Source organism: Caulobacter sp. GW821-FHT12F03 (assembly GCF_058806855.1).
This window is the reverse complement of sequence record NZ_JBXAQC010000002.1, coordinates 96,189-117,290: the sequence shown is the minus strand read 5'-3', so window position 1 is coordinate 117,290 and position 21,102 is coordinate 96,189. Positions and strand designations below refer to the sequence as shown.

24 protein-coding genes are annotated in these 21,102 nt (G+C 70.3%); 15 read left to right on the top strand and 9 right to left on the bottom strand.

The window, feature by feature from the left end:
• The first annotated feature begins 34 nt into the window (after window positions 1-34).
• The 9 genes from AC1RN0_RS06040 (at window position 35) to AC1RN0_RS06000 (ending at window position 8,546) form a co-directional block, all read left to right on the top strand.
• Entirely contained in the window at window positions 35-1,837 is a 1,803-nt protein-coding gene (locus AC1RN0_RS06040) for a M3 family oligoendopeptidase (protein WP_492786533.1), read from the top strand.
• Between the two features lie 75 nt (window positions 1,838-1,912).
• A complete protein-coding gene (locus tag AC1RN0_RS06035; protein WP_492786532.1) occupies window positions 1,913-2,389 on the top strand; it encodes a PaaI family thioesterase in 477 nt (158 codons plus the stop codon).
• Window positions 2,382-3,341, top strand: a complete 960-nt coding sequence (locus tag AC1RN0_RS06030) for an alpha/beta fold hydrolase (RefSeq protein WP_492786531.1) — start codon at window positions 2,382-2,384, stop codon at window positions 3,339-3,341. Before AC1RN0_RS06035 ends, AC1RN0_RS06030 begins: the two co-directional genes overlap by 8 nt.
• Before the next feature lie 144 nt (window positions 3,342-3,485).
• The gene (locus AC1RN0_RS06025; RefSeq protein ID WP_492786530.1) at window positions 3,486-3,716 is read left to right on the top strand and encodes an aa3-type cytochrome c oxidase subunit IV; all 231 of its coding nucleotides are present in this window, start codon (window positions 3,486-3,488) and stop codon (window positions 3,714-3,716) included.
• A gap of 135 nt (window positions 3,717-3,851) precedes the next feature.
• On the top strand, window positions 3,852-5,258 hold the full coding sequence (locus AC1RN0_RS06020) for a Re/Si-specific NAD(P)(+) transhydrogenase subunit alpha (protein WP_492786529.1): 1,407 nt from the start codon (window positions 3,852-3,854) through the stop codon (window positions 5,256-5,258).
• Window positions 5,259-5,268: 10 nt separating this feature from the next.
• Window positions 5,269-5,628 (top strand): proton-translocating transhydrogenase family protein, encoded by a 360-nt coding sequence (locus AC1RN0_RS06015; RefSeq protein WP_492786528.1) that lies wholly within the window; start codon window positions 5,269-5,271, stop codon window positions 5,626-5,628.
• A gap of 25 nt (window positions 5,629-5,653) precedes the next feature.
• Entirely contained in the window at window positions 5,654-7,072 is a 1,419-nt protein-coding gene (locus AC1RN0_RS06010) for an NAD(P)(+) transhydrogenase (Re/Si-specific) subunit beta (protein WP_492786527.1), read from the top strand.
• A gap of 15 nt (window positions 7,073-7,087) precedes the next feature.
• A complete protein-coding gene (locus AC1RN0_RS06005; RefSeq protein ID WP_492786526.1) occupies window positions 7,088-7,465 on the top strand; it encodes a hypothetical protein in 378 nt (125 codons plus the stop codon).
• A 193-nt stretch (window positions 7,466-7,658) separates the two neighbouring features.
• Complete coding sequence (locus AC1RN0_RS06000; protein ID WP_492786525.1) at window positions 7,659-8,546, top strand: M23 family metallopeptidase; 888 nt, start codon at window positions 7,659-7,661, stop codon at window positions 8,544-8,546.
• Here AC1RN0_RS06000 and AC1RN0_RS05995 read toward each other — a convergent pair.
• Window positions 8,543-8,947, bottom strand: coding sequence for a hypothetical protein (locus AC1RN0_RS05995; RefSeq protein ID WP_492786524.1), 405 nt, complete (start codon window positions 8,945-8,947; stop codon window positions 8,543-8,545). The two genes, AC1RN0_RS06000 and AC1RN0_RS05995, sit on opposite strands and share 4 nt — an antisense overlap.
• A gap of 50 nt (window positions 8,948-8,997) precedes the next feature.
• Here AC1RN0_RS05995 and AC1RN0_RS05990 point away from each other — a divergent pair, with 50 nt between their 5' ends.
• Genes AC1RN0_RS05990 through AC1RN0_RS05980 form a run of 3 tightly spaced genes read left to right on the top strand, consistent with a single transcriptional unit; the run spans window position 8,998 to window position 12,172 of the window.
• A complete protein-coding gene (locus tag AC1RN0_RS05990) occupies window positions 8,998-9,951 on the top strand; it encodes an alpha/beta fold hydrolase (RefSeq protein ID WP_492786523.1) in 954 nt (317 codons plus the stop codon).
• A 26-nt stretch (window positions 9,952-9,977) separates the two neighbouring features.
• Window positions 9,978-10,901, top strand: a complete 924-nt coding sequence (locus tag AC1RN0_RS05985; RefSeq protein WP_492786522.1) for an ABC transporter ATP-binding protein — start codon at window positions 9,978-9,980, stop codon at window positions 10,899-10,901.
• Window positions 10,898-12,172: an ABC transporter permease gene (locus AC1RN0_RS05980; RefSeq protein WP_492786521.1), complete on the top strand. Its 1,275-nt coding sequence runs from the start codon at window positions 10,898-10,900 to the stop codon at window positions 12,170-12,172. The genes AC1RN0_RS05985 and AC1RN0_RS05980 overlap by 4 nt, the downstream gene beginning before the upstream one ends.
• A 183-nt stretch (window positions 12,173-12,355) precedes the next feature.
• Here the strand turns inward: AC1RN0_RS05980 and rpsU are convergent, their stop codons facing one another.
• Window positions 12,356-12,595 carry a 30S ribosomal protein S21 gene (gene rpsU / locus AC1RN0_RS05975; protein ID WP_488899740.1) on the bottom strand — a complete coding sequence of 80 codons (240 nt, stop codon included), beginning with the start codon at window positions 12,593-12,595 and terminating at the stop codon, window positions 12,356-12,358.
• A 164-nt stretch (window positions 12,596-12,759) separates the two neighbouring features.
• On the opposite strand from rpsU, the gene AC1RN0_RS05970 reads away from it, so the two are divergent.
• Window positions 12,760-13,392 carry a COQ9 family protein gene (locus AC1RN0_RS05970; protein ID WP_492786520.1) on the top strand — a complete coding sequence of 211 codons (633 nt, stop codon included), beginning with the start codon at window positions 12,760-12,762 and terminating at the stop codon, window positions 13,390-13,392.
• A 133-nt stretch (window positions 13,393-13,525) separates the two neighbouring features.
• On the opposite strand, the gene AC1RN0_RS05965 is transcribed toward AC1RN0_RS05970, so the two are convergent.
• Window positions 13,526-14,605: a 5-(carboxyamino)imidazole ribonucleotide synthase gene (locus AC1RN0_RS05965; protein WP_492786999.1), complete on the bottom strand. Its 1,080-nt coding sequence runs from the start codon at window positions 14,603-14,605 to the stop codon at window positions 13,526-13,528.
• Complete coding sequence (gene purE / locus AC1RN0_RS05960) at window positions 14,602-15,090, bottom strand: 5-(carboxyamino)imidazole ribonucleotide mutase (RefSeq protein ID WP_492786519.1); 489 nt, start codon at window positions 15,088-15,090, stop codon at window positions 14,602-14,604. The genes AC1RN0_RS05965 and purE overlap by 4 nt, the downstream gene beginning before the upstream one ends.
• Before the next feature lie 132 nt (window positions 15,091-15,222).
• Here purE and AC1RN0_RS05955 point away from each other — a divergent pair, with 132 nt between their 5' ends.
• Window positions 15,223-15,936 (top strand): GGDEF domain-containing protein, encoded by a 714-nt coding sequence (locus AC1RN0_RS05955; protein WP_492786518.1) that lies wholly within the window; start codon window positions 15,223-15,225, stop codon window positions 15,934-15,936.
• Window positions 15,937-15,958: 22 nt separating this feature from the next.
• On the opposite strand, the gene AC1RN0_RS05950 is transcribed toward AC1RN0_RS05955, so the two are convergent.
• Complete coding sequence (locus AC1RN0_RS05950; RefSeq protein ID WP_492786517.1) at window positions 15,959-16,309, bottom strand: DUF2200 domain-containing protein; 351 nt, start codon at window positions 16,307-16,309, stop codon at window positions 15,959-15,961.
• 212 nt (window positions 16,310-16,521) lie between these two features.
• Between AC1RN0_RS05950 and AC1RN0_RS05945 the strand changes: the two genes are divergently transcribed.
• Window positions 16,522-16,917, top strand: a complete 396-nt coding sequence (locus AC1RN0_RS05945) for a baeRF12 domain-containing protein (RefSeq protein ID WP_492786516.1) — start codon at window positions 16,522-16,524, stop codon at window positions 16,915-16,917.
• A gap of 5 nt (window positions 16,918-16,922) precedes the next feature.
• Here AC1RN0_RS05945 and AC1RN0_RS05940 read toward each other — a convergent pair whose 3' ends face one another.
• The 4 genes from AC1RN0_RS05940 to AC1RN0_RS05925 form a co-directional block, all read right to left on the bottom strand.
• On the bottom strand, window positions 16,923-17,618 hold the full coding sequence (locus tag AC1RN0_RS05940) for a hypothetical protein (RefSeq protein ID WP_492786515.1): 696 nt from the start codon (window positions 17,616-17,618) through the stop codon (window positions 16,923-16,925).
• A 186-nt stretch (window positions 17,619-17,804) separates the two neighbouring features.
• The gene (locus AC1RN0_RS05935; protein WP_492786514.1) at window positions 17,805-17,966 is read right to left on the bottom strand and encodes a hypothetical protein; all 162 of its coding nucleotides are present in this window, start codon (window positions 17,964-17,966) and stop codon (window positions 17,805-17,807) included.
• A gap of 113 nt (window positions 17,967-18,079) precedes the next feature.
• Complete coding sequence (serA, locus tag AC1RN0_RS05930) at window positions 18,080-19,657, bottom strand: phosphoglycerate dehydrogenase (RefSeq protein WP_492786513.1); 1,578 nt, start codon at window positions 19,655-19,657, stop codon at window positions 18,080-18,082.
• 143 nt (window positions 19,658-19,800) lie between these two features.
• The gene (locus AC1RN0_RS05925; RefSeq protein ID WP_492786512.1) at window positions 19,801-20,976 is read right to left on the bottom strand and encodes a phosphoserine transaminase; all 1,176 of its coding nucleotides are present in this window, start codon (window positions 20,974-20,976) and stop codon (window positions 19,801-19,803) included.
• Window positions 20,977-21,102 lie beyond the last annotated feature (126 nt).

The window sequence follows — 21,102 nt, the reverse complement described above, 5'->3', positions numbered from 1 at the left end:
TGCGCGCCGGACGTCCGCGCGCGATATCCCGCCCATGAACGCGCCCGCCAAGACCCCCGCCAAGACCGACCAGCCGCCCGAGTGGAGCCTCACGGACCTCTACGAGAGCCGCAAGGACCCCCGCATCGAGCTCGACCTGGCGGCGGCCAGACGGGCCAACGACGCCCTCGTCGCCCTCAAGGGCCGGTTCGTCGCCAGCCGGGCCGACGCGACCGCGCTCGGCGTGCTGATCGACGAGGGGATCACCCTCTATGAAGAGGCGACCAACGGGCTTTGGACGGTCGGGGCCTATGCCTCGCTGGCGGCCTCCGTCGCCCGCGACGATCCGGAGTGGGCGCGGTTCGAGGGCGACCTGCGGACGCGGTCCTCGCAGATCGCCGCCGAGAGCCTGTTCTTCACGCTCGAGCTCAACGAGCTCGAGGACGCCGAGCTTGAGGCCGCCATGGACGCGCATCTCGGCGCGGCCCGCTGGCGCCCGTGGATCCGCCGCCTGCGCCTGAGCCGGCCGCACGAGCTGTCGGCCGATCTGGAGCGGCTGCTGATCGATCGCGCGCCGGCGGTGGCCAACTGGTCGCGCCTGTACGACGAGACGCTGGCGAAGCTGACCGCCAAGGTCGGCCGCGAGTATCTGACCCTCCCCGAGGCGCTGAACCGGCTGTCGGATCCGGTCGCGTCCCGGCGCAAGGCGGCCGCCAACGGCCTGGCCGAGGCGCTGCATGACCGCACCCCGACCATGGCCCTGGTGATGAACACCCTGGCCTTCGAGAAGCAGGTCGAGGATCGCTGGCGCAAGTACGACTACCCCGCCCAGTCGCGGCACATCGGCAACGAGGTCGACGCCGAGGCGGTCAACGCCATGGCCGAGGCGGTCACCGAGGCCTATGCCGCCACCAGCCACCGCTATTATGCCGCCAAGGCGAAGGCGATGGGCCGCAAGACCCTCGACTACTGGGACCGCAACGCCCCGCTGGACGCCGCCACGCCGCGCCAGTACGGCTGGGACGAGGCCAAGGGGGTGGTGCTGGAGAGTTTCTCGGCCCTGGCCCCGAAGTTCGCCGACCAGGCGCGGACCTTCTTCGCCAGGCCGTGGATCGACGCCCGGCCGAGACCCGGCAAGCAGTCGGGGGCCTACAGCCACCCGGTGACCGCGACCCGCCACCCCTATGTGTTCATGAACTTCATGGGCGAGCGGCGCGACGTGCTGACCCTGGCCCATGAGCTGGGTCACGCCGTGCACCAGACCCTGTGCGCGCCGCTCGGCACCCTGCTGGCCGACACGCCCCTGACGCTGGCCGAGACGGCCTCGATCTTCGGCGAGGGCCTGGTGTTCGAGCGCCTGCTGGCCGAGGCGACGCCCGCCGACCGCCGCGCCCTGCTGGCCGGCAAGATCGAGGACGGGCTGAACACGGTGGTGCGGCAGATCGCCTTCCACCAGTTCGAGACCCGCTTCCACGACGCCCGCAGGGACGGCGAGCTGTCGCCCGACGAGATCGGCGAACTGTGGCTCGAGGTGATGGGTGAAAGCCTCGGCCCGGCGATCAGGCTGAACGACGGCTACGAACACTACTGGGCCTATGTCAGCCACTTCGTGCACGCGCCGTTCTACGTTTACGCCTACGCCTTCGGCGACCTGCTGGTGCGGGCCCTGATGGAAAAGCGCCGCGAGGACCCGGCCGGCTTCGCGCCGCTCTATGAGGAGCTGCTCGCCGCCGGCGGCACGAAGACCTACGTCGAGGCGCTGGCGCCGTTCGGCCTCGACCCCCGCACAAAGGAATTCTGGGCCGCCGGCTGCCGCGACATCGCCCGGCTGGTCGAGGAATTCGAACGCCTGACCTGACGGGGACACGTACCTTCGGTACATGTCCCCTTTCGGCCGCTTCCCCCTCAGTCAAACGGTTGTTAGAGTCGGCGCATGTCCGACGATCTTACCGAAGCCCAGGCGGGCGATATCCCGGCGGGGTTCAAGCCGCTGAACTGGACCCGGGGCTTCGGTCGCCAGATCGGGCCGCTCTACGAGAAATACGAGAACTTCGACTGCAGCCTCGGCTTCCGCGTCGAGGAGCACCACACCAACGGCATGGCCAACTGTCACGGCGGCATGCTGATGACGGTCGCCGACGTGGCCTGGGGCCGGGTGATCTCGGTGCACAAGTCGCACTTCTGGGTCACGGTCCGGCTGACCTGCGATTTCCTGTCGTCGGCGAAGCTCGGCGACTGGGTCGAGGGCACGTCGGAGATCATCTCCGAGGAGGACGACCTCTACACGGTGCGCGGCACGCTGTGGTCGGGCGACCGGATGCTGATGACCGGCACCGCCGTCTACAAGGTGATCGGCCCGCGCGCGCCTCGCCCCGGCGAAAAGGCCTATGTCGAGGCCGCCGGTGGCTGACGATCAGCCCCCGCACAGGGACTTCCCGGCCCCGCTGCTGCCGTTCCACGGCGAGAAGCCGCCGGCCCCGGCCTGGTTCGACGCGGCCCTCGCCCGCGCGCCGGAGCGTTCGAGCTTCGCCTTCGAGGGGGCGGACATCGAGCTGCTGACCTGGGGCGACGTCGGCAAGCCGGGCCTGCTGCTGATGCACGGCAACGGGGCCAACGCCGACTGGTGGAGCTTCATCGCGCCGTTCTTCGCCGACGACTGGCGCGTGGCGGCGTTCAGCTGGAGCGGCATGGGCCGGTCCGACTGGCGGGACAGCTACAACGCCGACCAGTTCGCCCGCGAGTCCTTCGCCGCGGCCGAGGCCGCCGGCCTTTACGCCGCCGGCAATCCCGTCTTCGTGGCCCACAGCTTCGGCGGCTTCCCGACCATGCTGGCGGCCAGCAGGTATGGCGACCGGATCGGCGCGGCCGTGCTGGTCGACTCGGTGGTCCGGCCGCCGGAGCGCGAATGGCGCGGCCCGCCCCGGCGCGTCAGCCCCAACCGCGTCTACCCGACCCTGACCGAGGCGCTCGGCCGCTTCCGGCTGGCCCCGCCGCAGGGCTGCGAGAACCCCTACATCGCCGACTGGATCGCGCGGAACTCGATCAAGGAGACCGAGGGCGGCTTCACCTGGCGGTTCGACCCCTTCATGTGGACCTCGTTCATGATGGAGGACCGGGGACCGCTGCTGCACAACGCCACCTGTCCGGTGGCGATGATGTGGGGCGACCGGTCCGGCCTCGTCGACGACGAGATCCTCAACTACATGCGCGGCCTGCTGCCGCCCGGCTCGCCGCAGATCCCGATCCCCGACGCCGACCATCATGTGATGATCGACCAGCCGCTGGCGTTCGTCGGGGCGCTGCGGGGGCTGCTGGCGGGGTGGCCGGAGGTTAGGGGGCAGGGGTTAGGGGCTAGGGACTAGTTCGACCGGCTCACGCCGCCATCGCCGCGCCCACCCTCTACTAGCCCCTAGCCCCTAATCCCTAGCCCCTGCGCCCTATCGGCCCCCCTTGAGCCTTCGCGCCCGCCATAGTAATCCCGGCCCATCAGAGCGCAGGACATACCGATGGCTTCCGAATATCACCGCGGCGAGATGGACATCTCCGAGCAGACCTCGACCTATCACGCCGTGATGGGCCTGACGAAGTGGGGCTCGCTGGCCGTGGCGACCGCCATTCTGATGCTGACCCTGTGGTTCTGCACCCCGGCCGGCTTCCTCGGCGGCCTGATCCCGGGCGTCGTCGTCGCGGCGGCGGGCATCGCCCTGCTGCGCGAGAAGAAGGGCGGCGGGCACTAAAACCCGTCCCGGATGCTGCGGCGCGGCATAGTTTTTCGCGGCGCACCATCGGCAGGCTCGACAACGGGCAATATCTTCCCCTAAACAGGCTCCCTAAAGGGGCGCGACTCAAACCGCGCCCGGATGGGGAGTTCCATGCCAGTCATCGCCGTCACCCGCGAACGTCGCGCCGGTGAAACCCGGGTCGCCGCGACTCCCGAGACGGTCAAGAAACTGATCGCCGCCGGCTGGTCCCTGACCGTCGAGTCGGGCGCCGGAACCACGGCCAGCTTTCCTGACGCCGACTACGCCGCCGCCGGCGCCACCATCGCCAGGACGCTGAAGGACGCCGTCGGCAAGGCCGACGTGCTGTTCAAGGTGCGCGGGCCCGAGGCCGACGAGATCGCCGCCCTGAAGCCGGGCGCGATGGTCGTGGCCACGCTCAATCCCTACCAGGACCGGGCCACGCTCGAGGCGCTGGCGAAAGCGAAAGCCTCGGCCTTCGCCATGGAGTTCGTGCCGCGGATCACCCGCGCCCAGGTGATGGACGTGCTGTCGTCCCAGGCCAACCTCGCTGGCTATCGCGCCGTCATCGAGGGGGCCGAGGCCTACGGCCGGGCCATGCCGATGATGATGACCGCCGCCGGCACCGTCGCCGCGGCCAAGGTGTTCGTCATGGGCGTCGGCGTCGCCGGCCTGCAGGCCATCGCCACCGCCCGCCGCCTCGGCGCCGTCGTGACCGCCACGGACGTGCGACCGGCCACCAAGGAACAGGTCGAGTCGCTCGGCGCCAAGTTCCTCGCCGTCGAGGACGAGGAGTTCAAGAACGCCCAGACCGCGGGCGGCTACGCCAAGGAGATGTCGAAGGAGTATCAGGCCAAGCAGGCCGAGCTGGTCTCGTCGCACATCGCCAAGCAGGACATCGTCATCACCACGGCCCTGATCCCGGGCCGGCCGGCGCCGCGCCTCGTCACGGCCGCCCAGGTGGCGTCGATGAAGCCGGGCTCCGTCCTCGTCGACCTCGCGGTCGAACAGGGCGGCAACGTCGAGGGCGTCAAGCTCGGCCAGGTGTTCGAGACCGCCAACGGCGTGAAGATCCTCGGCATTCCCAACCTGCCCGGCCGGATCGCCGCCGACGCCTCGGCCCTCTATTCGCGCAACCTGATGGCCTTCGCCGTCCTGCTGCTGGACAAGGAGGGCAGGCTGGCCCCGGACCTGGAGGACGAGATCCTCAAGGCGGCGCTGGTGACGAAGGACGGCGCGATCGTCCACGAACAGCTGAAGACGGCGCCGGCCGCTGCCGCGAAGGCTCCGGCGGCCAAGCCTGCCGCCACCAAGGCTCCTGCGGCCAAGCCGGCCAAGGCCGCGCCCGCGAAAGCGACGGCCAAGCCTGCCGCCAAGGCCGCTCCCAAAGCCGTCGCGAAGCCTGCCGTGAAGGCCGCGGCCAAGCCGGCCGCTGCGACAACCACGCCGAAGGCCGCCGCCAAGGCTTCGGCGGACAAGCCCGCCAAACCCAAGGCCGCCCCGAAGCCGGCCGCCAAGTCCGCCCCGAAGAAGAAGTAGAGAGCGCGAGATGGAAACCGTCGTCGACCCCACCGTCTTCCGCCTGGCCATCTTCGTGCTGGCGATCTTCGTCGGCTACTACGTGGTCTGGAGCGTGACGCCCGCCCTGCACACCCCGCTGATGGCCGTGACCAACGCCATCTCCTCGGTGATCATCGTCGGGGCCCTGCTGGCCGCCGCGGCCCACGGTGGAAGCGCTGACCTCGCCGGCGGCGGCGCGATCCCGACCAACGTCTGGATCTCCAAGGGCGCCGGCGCCCTGGCCGCCGCCTTCGCCGCGGTGAACATCTTCGGCGGCTTCCTGGTCACCCAGCGCATGCTGGCCATGTACAAGAAAAAAGAGCCCGCCAAGGGCAAGAGCGGCCATTGAGCGCGCGTTCGGGGGATTTGAGATCATGAACGCCAACATCGCCGCCATCGCCTACATCGTCTCGGGCGTCCTGTTCATTCTAGCGCTGCGCGGGCTGTCGAGCCCCGAGACCAGCCAGGCGGGCAACCGCAACGGCATGATTGGCATGGCCATCGCCGTCGGCGTGACCCTGCTGACGCTGTTCAGCCAGGGCGTGCTCGACGCCATCACGCTCGGCCTGATCGGCGCCGGCGTCGCCGTCGGCGGCGTCATCGGCGCGATCATCGCCCGCCGCGTGGCCATGACCTCGATGCCGCAGCTGGTCGCCGCCTTCCACAGCCTGGTCGGCATGGCCGCCTGTCTGGTGGCCGTGGCCGCCATCTACACCCCCGCCGCCTACGGCATCGCAGAGCCGGACGGGACCATCCACCTGCAGTCGCTCATCGAGCTGTCGCTCGGCCTGGCCATCGGCGCGATCACCTTCACCGGCTCGGTCATCGCCTTCGCCAAGCTGAACGGCAACATGAGCGGCGCGCCGATCCTGCTGCCCGCCCGCCACCTGCTGAACCTGGCCATCGCGGTCGCCATCGTCGGCCTGATCGTGGTGCTGGTGATGAGCGGCGGCGCGGCCACCTGGGCCTTCTGGGCGATCTTCGCCCTGGCCCTGCTGGTCGGCGTGACCCTGATCATCCCGATCGGCGGCGCCGACATGCCGGTCGTGGTGTCGATGCTCAACAGCTACTCCGGCTGGGCCGCGGCGGCGCTGGGCTTCACCCTGCAGAACGTGACGCTGATCATCACCGGCGCCCTGGTGGGCAGCTCGGGCGCCATCCTCAGCTACATCATGTGCAAGGCGATGAACCGCAGCTTCATCTCCGTGATCCTCGGCGGCTTCGGCGCCGAGGACAGCGCGGCCGCCGCCGGCGGCAAGATCGAGACCCGCCCCGTGAAACAGGGCAGCGCCGAGGACGCGGCCTTCATCATGAAGAACGCGTCGAAGGTGATCATCGTCCCGGGCTACGGCATGGCCGTCAGCCAGGCGCAGCACGCCCTGCGCGAAATGGCCGACAAGCTGAAGGAAGAGGGCGTGGAGGTGAAGTACGCCATCCACCCCGTCGCCGGCCGCATGCCGGGCCACATGAACGTGCTGCTGGCCGAGGCCAACGTCCCCTATGACGAGGTGTTCGAGCTGGAGGACATCAACGCCGAGTTCCCGACCGCCGACGTGGCCTTCGTCATCGGGGCCAACGACGTGACCAACCCGGCCGCCAAGACCGACCCGACCAGCGCCATCTACGGCATGCCGATCCTCGACGTCGAAAAGGCCCGCACGGTGCTGTTCGTGAAGCGCGGCATGAGCTCCGGCTACGCCGGCGTGGAGAACGAACTGTTCTTCCGCGACAACACCATGATGCTGTTCGCCGACGCGAAGAAGATGGTCGAAGGGATCGTGAAGAACCTCTAGGTCCGAGGAGCGCCTATGACCCCGCTCCGCATCCAGCGCCTGATCGCCACCGTCTTCCTGGTGCTCGGGGGCTGGTGCCTGGTGGCGCCCACGATGGTCGCCGATCTCAGCCTGACGCCGGCCTGGCGCGCCCCGGACGCGCCGGTCGTGCCGATCATCGTCCGCTGCTTCGGGGCCCAGGCGGTGCTGGCGGGGCTGTTTGCCTGGTTCTCGCGCTTCACCCGGACGACCTTCCTGGTCTACGCGATCGCCCTGCTGCCGTTCTTCGTCTTCGACTACTGGTTCTACGCGGTGACTCCGGTGTTCAACGGCTTCATCCTGCTGGACGCGGCCGCGAACCTGATCATGCTGGCCATGTGCATTCTTGGCTGGCGCAGAGCAACGCCGGCCTGAGCAGAGTCTATTCGCGGCGCCCGGGGTTGCCTCGCGGGCTCTCAAAGAATAAACCGCCCGGCTTCCGGACATAATCTCGCCGGGTTGGGCCAGCATATCGCCGGCCTCAAGTTTACATGACCGTCGAAGCTGGTGCGTCAGACCTCGTCGCACCGTGCGTATAGCTCGACATGAACCACGAGGCCGATCCTTGTTGCGTGAATTGCTTACCCGCGAGAGCCGCTTTCCGCCCCTCTTGGGCACCGGCCTCGCCGCCGTCCTGATGGGCGCCGTCGCCGTCGTGTCCGCCCATGCCAGCCTGCCGTCCCGCGAAGAGGCGGCCGCGCGGCTGGTCCCGGCGGTGGCGCCGGCCGTCGCGGCCAGCCACCCGTCGATCGAACAGGCCAAGTTCGCCTTCGCCGCGCCGCTGGCCGGCTTCGCCGTCAACTCGCCGTTCGGCCTGCGCAAGATGCCGTGGGAAGAGGGCGGCCGCCTGCACGAGGGCGTCGACATCGCCGCCCCGGCCGGCACGCCGATCCGCGTCACCCTGGCCGGGACCGTCCTGCGCACCGGCGTCGACGGCGGCTACGGCCGGTTCGTCGAGGTCGCCCACGGCGACGGCCTGACCTCGCTCTACGCCCATCTCGGCCGCACGGCGCCGGGCCTGAAGGCGGGGACGCCCCTGCCGACCGGCGCGGTGGTGGCCTACGTCGGCGACAGCGGCCGCTCGACCGGCGCTCACCTGCATTTCGAGATCCGCGAGGGCGGGCGGCCGCTCAATCCGGCCGCCTTCATGGGCCGCACCTTCGCCACCGCCGCCGACCTGCCGCTGAGCGACGCCGCGCGGGTGCCGCGCGTGGTGCGCATCGCGCAGGTGTCCGACTGGCCCAGGGGCGTCGCCGCCCGGCCGCGCGCGGCTGATCGCGTCGTGGTCACGCCGGCCGCCGCCGACGGTCGCGTCCACGCGACCATCCTGCCGTCGGACGCCTCGGCCAAGATGCAGTCGCGCGACAAGGTCGCGCCGCTGACGCCGCCGTCGCCGCCGCCCGTGTTCGACCCGCACGCCGGCGACCTGCCGATCGGCCGGTCGGCAGTCGGCTAGACCGCGCGACGCTCGCCGCCGAGGCCCGCGCCCAGCCAGGCCCCGGTGGTCGACAGCACGACCGACGCCACGGCGAACCAGACCGGATGCGGAATGGCGATCACGTTGAAGATCGTCGCCGCGACGATGACGCCGCCGGCGATCCATCCGGCCAGCCGCCGCCGCCCGGCGACCGCCGCCGCCACCGCAGCCCCGTCGAAGGCGCCGAGCGTCATCGCCGCCAGCACCAGCGCGAACGCCCCGACCGGCAGGCCGGCGATCCAGGCCTTCATGCCGTCGGCGCTGGTCGGATCGAGTCCGGCGGGCATCGGGTAGAGCTTCCCGGAGATCAGTTCGATCAGGAACACCGTGGCGAACCCCGCCGCCACGCCCGCCAACACGCCCAGCACAAGTCTCAGCATATCGTCCTCCAGACCCTTCCTGTGGCGCGAGAGTTCCCTAGATTGAGGGCATGCTCAAGTTCGCCGGTCGGGGCGCGGCGGGCCTCGTGCTCGCGCTGCTCGTGTTCATCGCCTTCGGAGGCCTCATGTCCGCCGCCAGTTCCACGCCGCTGCGCGGCCGGATGATCGACATCGGCGGCCGCTCCCTGCACATGGTCTGCGCCGGACCGGCCGACGGTCGTCCGGTGGTGGTCATGGAAGCCGGGGCCTTCGGCCTGTCGGCCGACTGGGGGGCGGTGCAGGCGAAGCTGGCCACCCACGGCGTACGCTCCTGCGCCTATGACCGGGCGGGCCTCGGCCAGTCCGACCCCGGCCCCCGGCCGCGCGACGGCCTGGCCATCGCGGGCGACTTCGAAAAGATGCTGGCCGCCTCAGGCGAGCCCGGCCCCTACATCTACGTCGGCCATTCGATGGCCGGCCTCTACGCGCGGCTGTTCGCGGGGCGGAACCCGGACAAGGTCGCGGGGCTGGTGCTGGTCGACGCGGCGACGCCGGAGGCCGCGGAGATGGGTTCGGCGCGCAAGTGGATCGCGCGCTTCGGCGCGGCCTCCCGCGTGGCCGGCTGGGGCGCGTCCGCGGGGCTGTTCAAGCCGGTCGCGCCGTGGATGGGCGATCGCATCGGCCTGCCGGCCGAGGCCGCTGTCGCCAAGCGGCGCGCCTTCGCCTCCGGGCCGCACAATCGCTGGGCCGCCGAGGAAGTCATGCAGTGGCTGGCCGCGTCGGACCAGGCCGCGGCGTTGCCGCCTTATAATCCCGACTGGCCGGTGGCCGTGGTCACCGCCGGGCCCGCCGCCGGCCGCGAGGGCTGGAAGGCGGTGCAGTCCGCGCCCGCCCGGGCCTCGCAACAGCCCTACATCGTCAACGTCGACGCCGCCGGCCACGCCACCCTGCTGGGCGAGGGCTTCGCCGACGAGATCGTGAAGGCGGTGCTGTTCGTTCGCGACGCGGCTCAGGTTACGCAGTAGGCGACGGTTTCGATTTGCGGGGGTCCATGGACGCGGCGCTAGAGCTTTCCGGTGTGACCAAGCGCTACGGCGACTTCACCGCCGTCAACGACCTGTCGTTCAGCGCCCGCAGGGGCAAGATCCTCGGCTTCCTCGGTCCCAACGGCGCGGGCAAGACCTCGACCCTGCGGATGGTGCTGGGTCTCGTCGCGCCGACCTCGGGCGTGATCAACGTCCTGGGCGCGGCCGACGCGCGGACCGTGCGCGAACGGATCGGCTTCCTGCCCGAGGAGCGCGGCCTCTATCGCCGGATGACGCCGGTCGACGCCATCGTCTTCCTCGGCGGGCTGAAAGGCCTGTCCAGCGGCGAGGCCCGCCGGCGCGCGATGGCGCTGCTCGAGGCCCAGGGCCTCGGCCATGCCGCCAGACGCCAGATCCGCCACCTGTCCAAGGGCATGGCCCAGAAGGTCCAGTTGATCAGCGCCATCGTCCATGAGCCCGAGCTGGTCATCCTCGATGAGCCGTTCAGCGGCCTCGACCCCGTCAACCAGCAGGCGCTGGAGGCGGTGATCCGCGGCCTCGCCGACCGGGGCGCGACGGTGGTCTTCTCGACCCACGTCATGCAGCACGCCGAGCGGCTGTGTGATCACGTCGTCCTGCTGGCGCGCGGCGCCAAGGTTTTCGACGGCTCGGTGAGCGAGGCGCGGAGCCACGCGCCCCGCGCCCTGGTGCTGGAAGGCGCGCTGGACGCGGCGGCGGTCGCCGCCCTGCCGGGCGTCGAGTCGGTCGTTCCCGAAGGCCTCGATAGCGGCGGGACCCGCTACACCGCCGCCCTCGCCAGGGGCGCGTCGGGCCAGGACGCCCTGCGCGCGGCCCTGTCCGGAGGCCACGACATCACCCGCTTCGACATGCGCGAGCCGAGCCTGCACGACGCCTTCATTGCCCTGACCGGCGGGGAGGCGACCCAATGATCCGCCTGTTGCGCATCGCCGCGCGCGAATACGGCGCCTATGTCCGCACCGCCGGCTTCTGGCTGTCGATGCTGATGATGCCGGCGATCGGCGCGCTGTCGTTCGGCGCGCCCGCCTGGTTCGAGAAATCGGCCCCCGCGCCGGTCGTCGCCATCATCGATCACAGCGACGGCGGTTACGCTGCGCCCGTGACCCGCAGCCTGGAGGCCTCAAGGGCGGGTGCGTCCAGGATCACCGTCCTGCCGCCGCCCGCCGTCGCCGGCGAGGCCGAGGACGCCGCGATCCGGCGCTGGATGACCCAGGGCGTCTCCGGGGCCGACAGCCGCAAACTGACCGCCGTGGCGGTGATCCGGGGAAAGGGCGACGTCGTCCGGCTCGACTTCTGGAACAACAACCTCGCCGACCGGTCGCTCGAGCGCCAGGTCAGCGCGGCGCTGGCCGACGAGATGCGGACCCGGCGGCTGGCCCGCCTCGGCGTGGATCCGGCGGCGCTGAGGTCGGCCCAGGCGCTGGAGCCGACGGTGGCGTCGTTCTCGCCGAAGGCCGCCTCGGACGGCAAGGTCGGCCTGCGCGACCGGCTGCCGGGCATCGTCGGCTTCGGCGCGGCCATGCTGCTGTGGATGATGATCCTCACCGGGGCCGGCATCCTCCTCAACAGTGTCATCGAGGAGAAGTCGAGCCGGGTGCTGGAGGTGCTGCTGGCCTCGGCCTCGGTGCCGGAGATCATGTTCGGCAAGATCCTCGGCGTCGCCGGCGTGACCCTGACCGTGCTGGCCGTCTGGGCGAGCGTCGGCGGCACGGCGCTGGCGGTGGCCAATCCCGGGATCGCGGCGGACGTCTTCGCCGTCCTGACCTCCAACGGCCTGATCTTCTACTTCCTGTTCTATCTGGTCGGCGGCTACCTGATGTACGCGGCGATCTTCACCGCCGTCGGCTCGTTCTGCGAGACCACGCGCGAGGCCCAGACCCTGCTCGGGCCGATCATGGCTGTGCTGACCCTTCCGGTGGTCTTCCTGCCCCAGGCGATCCGCCGGCCCGACGCGCCGCTGCTGGAGACCCTGTCCTGGTTTCCGCCGTTCACGCCGTTCCTGATGACCGCCCGGGCGGCCAGCGCCCCGCCGCTGTGGCAGGTGCTGGGCACGGGCCTGCTGATGGCGGCCACGGTGGCCGTGGTGGTGTGGATCGCCGGCCGGGCGTTCCGGGCGGGGGCCCTATCGACCGGCAAGATCGACCTGAAGGGCCTGGTGCTGCGGATCCGGGGCGGGGAGTAGGCCCTGCGTGGTTCGAGACGCTCGCTTGAAGCTCGCTCCTCACCATGACGGGCACTGGTGTTCGTCATCCTGAGGAGCGATCCCTCAGGATCGCGTCTCGAAGGACGCACCAGCGCACCGCCGCAAAGCAAAAGGGCCGCCCGGTTTTCCGGACGGCCCTTTCGAATTCAGCTGTACGCCGGCCTACCCGCGCGGGGCGGGCTTCTTCGGGGCGGCGATGAGGCCTTCACGCTGCAGGCGCTTGCGGGCCAGCTTGCGGGCGCGGCGAACCGCTTCGGCCTTTTGACGGGCGCGCTTTTCCGAAGGCTTTTCGTAGGCCACGTGCCGCTTCATTTCGCGGAACGAGCCTTCGCGTTGCATCTTCTTCTTCAGGGCTTTCAGCGCCTGGTCGACATTGTTGTCGCGGACGAAAATCTGAACCAGGGGAGACTCTCCTTCGTACGGCCCGCCGCTAGCCGTGCGGCATGGCGGACGAAATGATTGTTTTGCCCCGGGAGAAGCCTCCCGTGGCGAGGCGCGCGAGATAGCAGAGGCGGGAAGGCTTGTCTATCGGCGACGGCGCGCGCGAGCCGGTGTAATGTAGGGGCATGATCGCATCTGACGACTGGGCCGTCCGCACCGAGCAGCAGGTTCTGGACGAAGCCCTCAAGCTGGCGCCCACGCGAGGCTGGGGGCAGGCGACGTTGCTGGCGGCCGCGAAGGCCTGTGGACTGTCGGTCGGCGACGCCGAACTGCTGTTCCCCAACGGTCCGAAGGACCTGGCCGCGCTGCTGTCGCGCCGGCACGACGCCCGGGCCCTGGCGGCCCTGCCCGATCCGGCGACGCTGAAAATCCGCGAGCGCATCCGCGCCGCCGTCATCGCCCGGCTCGACGCCGTCCAGGCCGACCGCGAGGCCGTGCGCCGCTGGGCCGGCTTCCTCGCCCTGCCGACCAACCTGCCGCTGGCCCTGCGCCTGCTGTGGGAGAGCGCCGACGGCCTCTGGCGCTGGGCCGGCGACACGGCCACCGACGAGAACCACTACACCAAGCGCGCGATCCTCTCGGGCATCCTGATCCAGGTGACGGCGCTGGACCTGCAGCTGGGCCGCATCGAGGCCCTGGCCGCGCTGGACGCCCGCATCCAGAACGTCATGGATTTCGAGAAGTGGAAAGCCGGCTTCAGGCCGTCGGACCTGGCGAAGGATTTCGTCGGGGCCCTGGCGAGGGTGCGGTTCGGGTAGGCGCGTTCGTGCGTGGTTCGAGACGCTCGGCTGATGCCTCGCTCCTCACCATGACGAATACCTTTTCGGCCCAACCCTCACCGTCATCCTGAGGAGCGATCCCTCAGGATCGCGTCTCGAAGGATGCACGCGCTCACAGCCGCTTCACCCGGTTCACATGCCCCATCTTCCGGCCCGGGCGCGGTTCGCCCTTGCCGTAGAGGTGCAGGCGCGCGTCGGGATCGGCCGCCAGCCTCGCCCAGTCCAGCACCTCGTCGCCGAGCAGGTTGGTCATCTCCACCGACACCGCCGGCGTCGTGTCGCCCAGCGGCCAGCCGGCCACGGCGCGGATGTGTTGCTCGAACTGGTCGACCTCGCAGCCGTCCTGGGTCCAGTGGCCGGTGTTGTGCACCCGGGGGGCGATCTCGTTGACCAGCAGCGTCCCGTCGCCGAGGTCGAACAGCTCGATGCCCATGACCCCGACGTAGTCGAGGCGGCCCAGCACCTCACCGGCGATCCGCTCGGCCTCGGCCTGCAGCGCCGGGGTGACCCCGGCCGGCGCGTAGGTGGTGCGCAGCACCCCGCCCTCGTGGACGTTCTCCGACAGCGGATAGAAGGCGGTCCGGCCGTCGCGGCCGCGCGCGGCGATGATCGACAGCTCGCGCGTGAAGGCGGCCCGGGCCTCGAGGATCGACGGCGCGCCCCCGACCGAGGCCAGCGCATCGGACGCCTCCGAGGCGTCGCGGATCCAGGCCTGGCCCTTGCCGTCATAGCCCTCGCGGCGGGTCTTCAGCAGCGCCGGCAGGCCGATTCGGGGCAGGGCGGCGTCGATATCGGCGGCGCTGTCGACCGGCGCGAAGGCCACGGTCGGGGCGCTGGCGGCGTTGAGGAAGGTCTTCTCCTCGACCCGGTCCTGGGCCACGGCCAGGGCCAGCGGACCCGGCGCCGTGGGAACGCCCTGGCGGTTCAGCGCCGCGACCGTCGCGGCCGGCACGTTCTCGAACTCGTAGGTGACCACGTCGGCCAGCGCCGCCAGCCGCGCCAGCGCGTCGGGGTCGTCATAGGCCGCGACGATGGTCTCGCGGCTGACGCGCGAGGCGGGCGAGCCTTCGTCCGGCGTCAGGATGACCACGTCCAGCCCAAGTCGCGCAGCGGACAGGGCCAGCATGCGGCCCAGCTGGCCGCCGCCGAGAATGCCGATGGTCGAACCGGGGGGCAGCGGAAAGGGCATCAGTCCTCGACCGTCTCGGCCACGGCCTCGGTCTGGCGCGCGGCGTAGGCGGCGACCCGCTCGGCCAGCGCCGGATCGGACAGGGCCAGGATGCGCGCGGCCAGCAGGCCGGCATTCTTCGCCCCCGCGGCCCCGACAGCCAGGGTGCCGACGGGAATGCCGCCGGGCATCTGGACGATCGACAGCAGCGAATCGAGGCCGTTCTGCAGCTTGCTCTCCACCGGCACGCCGAGCACCGGCAGGTCGGTCATCGACGCGGTCATGCCCGGCAGGTGCGCCGCGCCGCCGGCCCCGGCGATGATCACCTTGACCCCCGCGTCCCGCGCGCCGCGTGCGAAGGCGAACATCCGGTCCGGCGTGCGGTGGGCCGAGACGATCCTGGTCTCATAGGCCACGCCCAGCGCGTCGAGGCTGTCGGCGGCGTGCTTCATCGTCGGCCAGTCTGAGCGACTGCCCATGATGATGGCGACCGGCGGGCTTGCGCTCATAACGTGATCAATCCCTTGCCCGGACGTTGGAAAACCCTTCCCCGGAAGGCCGCGGAGTATAGGCGCCGCTTGTGACGCCGCAACCGATGCGTCAGATTCCCGTACGGGTGGGTAACAGGGTATGATTCTCGGATGAAAATCGGCGGCGCACGGGCAGAGTCCTTCTCCGCGATCCGCAAGCGCGCCCTCGCGCAGGCGGGCGCGCAGGCGACGGCGTCGTCGGCCGCCCCGGCCGACAAGACCGCCTTTCTCGGCCTGACCGAAGCCGACCTCACCCCGGCGGTGCAAGGCGCGATCAAGACCCTGCTGACCGAGGTCGACGACCTGCGCGGCGAGGTCTCGCGCCTCAAGGGCCGGCTGGCCGAGGTCGAGGCCCTGGCCGACCGCGACGTGCTGACCCCGCTGCTCAATCGCCGCGCCTTCATGCGCGAGCTGCACCGCGTCGGCGCCTTCTCCGCCCGCTACGGCTCGCCGGCCAGCCTAGTCTATTTCGACCTCGACGGCTTCAAGGGCGTCAACGACCGGTTCGGCCACGCCGCGGGCGACGCCGCCCTGCGCGAGGTCGCCGACCGCCTGCTGGCCAACACCCGCGAGACCGACGTCGTCGGCCGGCTCGGCGGCGACGAGTTCGCCGTCGTCCTCGTTCAGGCAGACATGGAGACCGCCGCCGGCAAGGCCGAGACCCTGCGCAAGGTGATCGAGGACCAGCCGATGAATCTCGGCGACTGGTCGGCCCCGATCCGCGTCAGCTACGGCATCCGCCCCGTCGAGCCCGGCATGGATCCGGAAACGGCCCTGGCCGAGGCCGATGCGGCGATGTTCGTGCGCAAGCGCGCGAGGGGCTAGGCGGCGGGCGATCGCCGCGTCGCTATTGCCGCAGAATCTTCCCCATCGGCCGGCCCCTGGCCAGCTCGTCGATGAGTTTGTCGAGGATGCGGATCTCGCGCATCAGCGGGTCGGCGACCTCCTCCACGCGCACGCCGCAGACCACGCCGGTGACCTTGCTCCGGTCGGGATTCAGCGCCGGGGCCCCGGTGAAGAAGGCCTCGACGGTCGTCTTGTCCGCCAGCCGGGCCTCAAGCTGGTCCTGGGTCAGGCCGGTCAGCCAGCGCAGGATCTCGTCGACCTCGGCCCTGGTGCGGCCCTTCTTCTCCGCCTTGGCGACATAGGCCGGATAGACCCCCGCGAAGGGCATGGCGTAGAGGCGGTGTCCGGTCATGGCGCTCCCTGCGTGGGCTTCCGTAGCGCCGCGCGGCTCAAGGCGGCTCGCGGCGACGTGCGCCCGGATGTCCTTGCGAGCATCTTTGCGCCGGCGGAACCGTCGTCAAGAACCGCCGCGTGATCCGCCCATGACGCATATCAAGGCGCGGCGACCGCAACCGCGCTCTCTGCCAGCCGTTAGCAGGCTCCATAGAAGAAAGAGACCACGCGATGATTCTTCCCACAGGCGCCACGGTGGCTGTCGTCGACGGCGGCAAGCTCGTGATGTTCCACAACACCGGCCATGAGACGGTGAAGCTCGAAGCCCTGCCGACGCCCGCCGTGGACAAGGGAACCGTATCGACCGGTCACCACGCCAGTTCGGCCAACCCCGACCATGACGCCCATGGCGAGGACGGCTTCGCCGCCGGCGTGGCGGCGATGCTCAACGCCCAGGCCCTGTCGGGCAAGCTGGGCGACCTGGTGGTGATCGCCGCGCCGCGCACGCTCGGCGAGCTGCGCAAGCACTGGCACAAGGCGCTTCAGGCCAAACTTCTCGGCGAGATCGCCAAGGACCTGACCGGCCAGACGCCGGACCACATCGCCTCGGCGATCCTGCACGCCTGAGGCGGTCAGGACCCCGGCGCGGGGACCGCTGCGCTCTCGAGATAGTCGAGGGCCGGGCGGTCCTCCGCCGGCGGGTTGGCCACGGCCTCATGATAGTCGGCCAGGAAGGCGCCGTGCGCCCCGGCGTAGTCGCACCAGGCCCGGGTCCAGACGCCCGCCGCGTAGTTGGCCCCGTAGTCCGTGCGGTCGCCCGTCTGCCTGATCACGCCGGTCAGGACGGCCCCCAGAAGCACCGACCACTCCGCCCGCTGGCGGGCCGCGACCGACCAGTTCGTCGCGCGTCTGTCGAGCTGTTCCCCGGGCAGCAGGAAACGTCGGTCGGGCTCGGCCGCGAAGATCTTCGCCATCTTCGCGACGTTGATGCGGATCCGCGAGTTCATCGCGTAGATGGCGTCGCCTTCGCGGCGGGGCGCGCGGACCGTCCCCACCATGTATTCCCCGAAGGCCTGCCAGTACTGCATTCGCGGCAGGGCGCAGACGTCGCCCGACTGCCAGGGCGGCGGGGTGTGCCGGTCGATCGGCGCGCGGGTGAAGCTTCGGGCCCGCTCCTCGCCGACCGCACGGGCGGCGTCCTCGGCCGTGCGGTCAATGTTCTGCTTGAAGTGAAGGATCAGGTCGGGCGGGCCGGAGTCCGCGGCGAGAGCCGGCGCGGCCATGAGCGCGAGAGCGAGAAGGCCGATCAGGGGGGAGCGATGTTTCACGCCCAAGGTTCAGCGATCGCACCGGTCGCGTCAACCGCGCATCCGCAGTCCAGTCGATCGGCTGGGGCTCGGCGCGCGGGACCATCCGCGAACCGTGCAAGGGCTGGCTGATCACCCGCCGGGCGGGCCGGCCCTGGAAGGAGGGGACATGCACCGCCTTCGGTGCGTGTCCCCATCCGGTGTCGGCTAGAACAGGCCCGCGCGCTGGGCGATGACGACGGCCGCGGCCACGAGGATCAAGGCCTGGATGATCGCGCCGAAGGGCGAGGGCAGGGGCAGCTTCTGTACGGCCCAGGCAATCAGGGCGGCGATGACCAGAACGATGATGGCGAAGATCAGGATAGACATGCGCGAATTCCCCAGGCGACCGTGTCGCGGTGCGGAAGGTTAAGCGTATGCTTGGCTGATCCGTTCCATCAGCCGGTCCGGGGACACGCACTGAAGTGCATGTCCCCGTTTGTTCAGAACACCAGAGCGCGGGCTTCCTTGACGTGCGGCAGGGCCTGGATGCGGGCCAGCAGGGCCGCGTCCGGGGCCTGGTCGACGCCGACCAGGGCGATCGCGTCGGCGTCGGCGCTGACCCGGCCGAGGTTGAAGGTGGCGATGTTGACGCCCGCTTCGCCCAGCAGCATGCCCAGCGCCCCGATGAAGCCCGGCTTGTCGAGGTTGTTGACGTACAGCATGGCCGGCGAGAAGGCCGCGTCCAGCTCCATGCCCTTGACCTCGACGATGCGCGGCGCGCCGCCGATCACCGTGCCGGCGAAGGAGCGCTTGCCCTTCTCGGTGGTGATGGTGATGCGCATCAGGCTTTCATAGACGGGGCTCTGCTCCTGGCGGCTCTCGGAGACGACGATGCCGCGCTCCTTGGCCACGGCCGGCGCCGAAACCATGTTGATCTCCGCCAGCATCGGCCGCAGCACGCCGGCCAGCGCCGCGCTGGTCATCGGCTTGACGTTCAGGGCCGCCACATCGCCCTCGTAGGCGATGTCGATGGCGGTGATGCCGAAGTCGACCATCTGGCCGGCGAAGGCGCCGATCTTCTCGGCCAGAGCCACGAACGGCTTCAGGCGCGGGGCCTCTTCGGCCGTGATCGAGGGGCTGTTGAGGGCGTTGGTCACCGCGCCGGTCAGCAGGTAATCGCTCATCTGTTCGGCGACCTGCAGGGCGACGTTCTCCTGCGCCTCGTTGGTGCTGGCGCCCAGGTGCGGGGTGGCCACCACCTTGTCGCTGCCGAACAGCGGGTTTTCCTTCGCCGGCTCGGTGACGAACACGTCGAAGCCCGCGCCGCCGATGTGGCCCTCGTCCAGCAGCTTGCGCAGGGCGACCTCGTCGACCAGGCCGCCGCGGGCGCAGTTGACGATCAGCACGCCCTTCTTCGTCTTCGCCAGCGCCTCGGCCGACAGGATGTTGCGCGTCTTGTCGGTCAGCGGCGTGTGCAGGGTGATGATGTCGGCGCGGGCCAGCAGGTCTTCCAGCTCGACCTTCTCGACGCCGATCTCGATGGCCCGCTCCGGCGACAGGAAGGGGTCGAAGGCGATGACCTTCATCTTCAGGCCCAGCGCCCGGTCGGCGACGATCGAGCCGATGTTGCCGGCGCCGATCAGGCCCAGCGTCTTGGCGTAGAGCTCCACGCCCATGAAGCGGTTCTTCTCCCACTTGCCGGCCTGGGTGGAGGCGTCGGCGGCGGGCAGCTGGCGGGCCAGGGCGAACATCATGGCGATGGCGTGCTCGGCGGTGGTGATCGAGTTGCCGAACGGGGTGTTCATCACCACGATGCCCTTGGCCGTCGCGGCCGGGATGTCGACGTTGTCGACGCCGATGCCGGCCCGGGCGATGACCTGCAGCTTGTTCGCGGCGGCGATCACGTCCTTGTCGAGCTTGGCGCCCGAGCGGATGGCGATGCCGTCGTAGTCGCCGATGACGGCGATCAGTTCATCCTTGGTCAGGCCGGTCTTGATGTCGAAATCGACGCCGCGGTTCTTGAAGATGTCGACGGCGGCGGGGCTGAGTTTGTCAGCGATGAGGACGCGGGGAGCCATGTGTTGGTCTCTTTCGGAAGAATGGAATGAAGGACCCCCTCCGGCCCTGCGGGCCGTCTCCCCGGGAAGGGGAGGATCACGGCCGCGGAGGCTCCCCCTCAGGGGGAGCTGTCACGCGGCAGCGTGACTGAGGGGGCTCGAAGTCAGGCGGCGGCCAGCTCGGCGGAGACCGATGCGAAGGCCCAGTCGAGCCAGGGCGTCAGCGCCTGCACGTCGGCCGTGTCGACCGTCGCGCCGCACCAGATGCGCAGGCCCGGAGGCGCCTTGGCGTAGCCGCCGATGTCGTAGGCGGCCTTTTCCTTCTCCAGCAGCGACGCCAGCTTCTTGGCGAAGTCGGCCTGGGCGTCCTCGGACAGGGCGGTGATCGCCGGATCCACGACCTTCAGACAGACGGAGGTGTTGGACCGGATGGCCTTGTCCCCGGCGAGGAATTCGACCCACGGCGTGACCGCGACCCAGTTCTCGAGCGCCTTCAGATTGGCTTCCGAGCGGGCCTTCATGCCGGCGAAGCCGCCGACGGTGTCGGCCCAGGCCAGCGCGTCCAGGGCGTCCTCGACGCAGAGCAGCGAGGGGGTGTTGATCGTCGCGCCGTCGAAGATGCCGGCGTTCAGCTTGCCCTTGTCGGTCATGCGGAACAGCTTCGGCATCGGCCAGGGCGGGGTGTAGCTCTCGAGGCGGGCGACCGCCCGCGGCGACAGGATCAGCACGCCGTGGGCGGCCTCCCCGCCGAGCGCCTTCTGCCAGGAGAAGGTCACGGCATCGAGCTTCGCCCAGTCGAGGTCCTGGGCGAAGGCGGCGCTGGTGGCGTCGCAGATGACGATGCCTTCGCGGTCCGCCGAGATGAAGTCGGCGTTCGGCACGCGCACGCCGCTGGTGGTGCCGTTCCAGGTGAACACCAGGTCGGCGTCGGCGCGGACCTTGGTCAGGTCGGGCAGCGCGCCGTAGGGGGCGTCGAGCACCTCGACGTCGGGCAGCTTGAGCTGCTTGGTCACGTCGGTGACCCAGTCCTTGCCGAACGATTCGAAGGCCAGCAGCTGGACCGGCTTCGGGCCCAGCATCGACCACATGGCCATCTCGACGGCGCCGGTGTCGGAGCCGGGGACGATGCCGATCAGGAAGTCGGCCGGAACGCCCAGCACCTCGCGGGTGCGGTCGATCGCCAGCTTCAGCTTCGCCTTGCCGGGCTTGCCGCGGTGCGAGCGTCCGAGGACGGCGTCCTTCAGTTTTTCGGGGGTCCAGCCGGGTCTCTTGGCGCACGGGCCTGAAGAGAATTCGGGGCGCGCCGGGCGCAAAGCCGGCTTCTGCGGAGTCGTGGTCACTGCGATGTCTCCCATCCTTGCAGATGGACTGCGCCCCGTTGGGGGGGCGTGGCCCGCCGCCGAAGAACTCCATTTCGCGGCGCCGCACAAGAGGCGTTTTTCGTCGGCCGTCGACAGGAACCGCTG